Genomic DNA, 919 nt, shown 5'->3' with positions numbered 1-919 from the left:
TAATTTCTCAGCCTACGCACTTGAACCTGGACAACCGTCGCCAGGCCCACCTAGCCTTCTCCGTCCCCCCATCGCAATTGTAAGAAGTACGGGAATATTAACCCGTTTCCCATCGACTACGCCTTTCGGCCTCGCCTTAGGGGTCGACTTACCCTGCCCCGATTAACGTTGGACAGGAACCCTTGGTCTTCCGGCGAGGAGGTTTTTCACCCCCTTTATCGTTACTCATGTCAGCATTCGCACTTCTGATACGTCCAGCATGCGTTACCACACACCTTCAACCGCTTACAGAACGCTCCCCTACCCAATACTCAAAGAGTATTGCCGCAGCTTCGGTTTACTACTTAGCCCCGTTACATCTTCCGCGCAGGCCGACTCGACCAGTGAGCTATTACGCTTTCTTTAAATGATGGCTGCTTCTAAGCCAACATCCTGGCTGTCTGAGCCTTCCCACATCGTTTCCCACTTAGTAGTAATTTGGGACCTTAGCTGGCGGTCTGGGTTGTTTCCCTCTCCACGACGGACGTTAGCACCCGCCGTGTGTCTCCCGGATAGTACTTACTGGTATTCGGAGTTTGCAAAGGGTTGGTAAGTCGGGATGACCCCCTAGCCTTAACAGTGCTCTACCCCCAGTAGTATTCGTCCGAGGCGCTACCTAAATAGCTTTCGGGGAGAACCAGCTATCTCCAGGTTTGATTGGCCTTTCACCCCTAGCCACAAGTCATCCGCTAATTTTTCAACATTAGTCGGTTCGGTCCTCCAGTTGATGTTACTCAACCTTCAACCTGCCCATGGCTAGATCACCTGGTTTCGGGTCTATATCCAGAGACTGAACGCCCAGTTAAGACTCGGTTTCCCTACGGCTCCCCTAGATGGTTAACCTTGCCACTGAATATAAGTCGCTGACCCATTATACAAA

1 rRNA gene is annotated in these 919 nt (G+C 51.6%); it reads right to left on the bottom strand.

The window, feature by feature from the left end:
- A 23S ribosomal RNA gene (locus NB463_RS23905) occupies positions 1 to 919 on the bottom strand; the annotation flags it as partial.

It is taken from the genome of Vibrio sp. RM-41-2B, from assembly GCF_024744415.1.
Classification (GTDB): Bacteria; Pseudomonadota; Gammaproteobacteria; order Enterobacterales; family Vibrionaceae; genus Vibrio; species Vibrio diabolicus.
This window is presented reverse-complemented; position numbering and strand designations above follow the sequence as displayed.